Genomic DNA, 1,014 nt, shown 5'->3' on the forward strand with positions numbered 1-1,014 from the left:
TTGAAGTTCTCATCTGGTGTGATCGTGAAGCTGCCGTCTTCGTTTTGAGTAACGGTTGCATTACCGCCCACCGTTAGGCCGCTGGCTGTAAGGTCATCGCCTTCCACATCGGATGCTTGCGACAGCAGCTGCTCTTGGCTTAGACGAATTGAACCGTCTTCGTTGATTGAGTACGCGAGGTCGCCCGAAACTGGCGCATCATCCACCGCAGTTACGCTGACATCGATGTTCGCAGACACCGTGTCGGTGCCGTCAGACACATCAAAGCTGAAGTTGACGTCGCCATTAAAGTTTTCATTCGGCGCGAAGGTGTACGTACCATTGCCGTTGTCGGTCAAGATACCGTCGCCACCATCGTAGGTCACACCTTCAACCGTTAGGTTGTCACCTTCGATGTCCGTGGCACCGGTTAACAGGTCGGCATCAGTGAAGATGAGCGTGCCGTCTTCTTCCACGCTGAACTGTTGGTCTTGAGGGACTGGCAGGTCATTAACTGGGTTAACAGTAAGGTCTGCAGAGGCTTGAACCGTATTGGTGCCATCAGAGATATCGAAGCTGATATCGATGTCACCATTGAAGTTCTCATCTGGTGTGATCGTGAAGCTGCCGTCTTCGTTTTGAGTAACGGTTGCATTACCGCCCACCGTTAGGCCGCTGGCTGTAAGGTCATCGCCTTCCACATCGGATGCTTGCGACAGCAGCTGCTCTTGGCTTAGACGAATTGAACCGTCTTCGTTGATTGAGTACGCGAGGTCGCCCGAAACTGGCGCATCATCCACCGCAGTTACGCTGACATCGATGTTCGCAGACACCGTGTCGGTGCCGTCAGACACATCAAAGCTGAAGTTGACGTCGCCATTAAAGTTTTCATTCGGCGCGAAGGTGTACGTACCATTGCCGTTGTCGGTCARGATACCGTCGCCACCATCGTAGGTCACACCTTCAACCGTTAGATTGTCGCCTTCAATGTCCGTGGCACCGGTTAATAGGTCTGCATCAGTGAAGATGAGTGTG

At 52.8% G+C, this 1,014-nt stretch carries 1 protein-coding gene; it reads right to left on the bottom strand.

Going from position 1 to position 1,014, the window contains the following annotated elements; genetic code table 11:
• Positions 1-1,014, bottom strand: a 1,014-nt coding sequence (locus L1D22_RS22090; protein ID WP_239831228.1) for a tandem-95 repeat protein, incomplete at both ends; no start/stop codon positions are given.

It is taken from the genome of Vibrio sp. Isolate34 (assembly GCF_022397915.1).
In the GTDB taxonomy this organism is placed as follows: Bacteria; Pseudomonadota; Gammaproteobacteria; order Enterobacterales; family Vibrionaceae; genus Vibrio.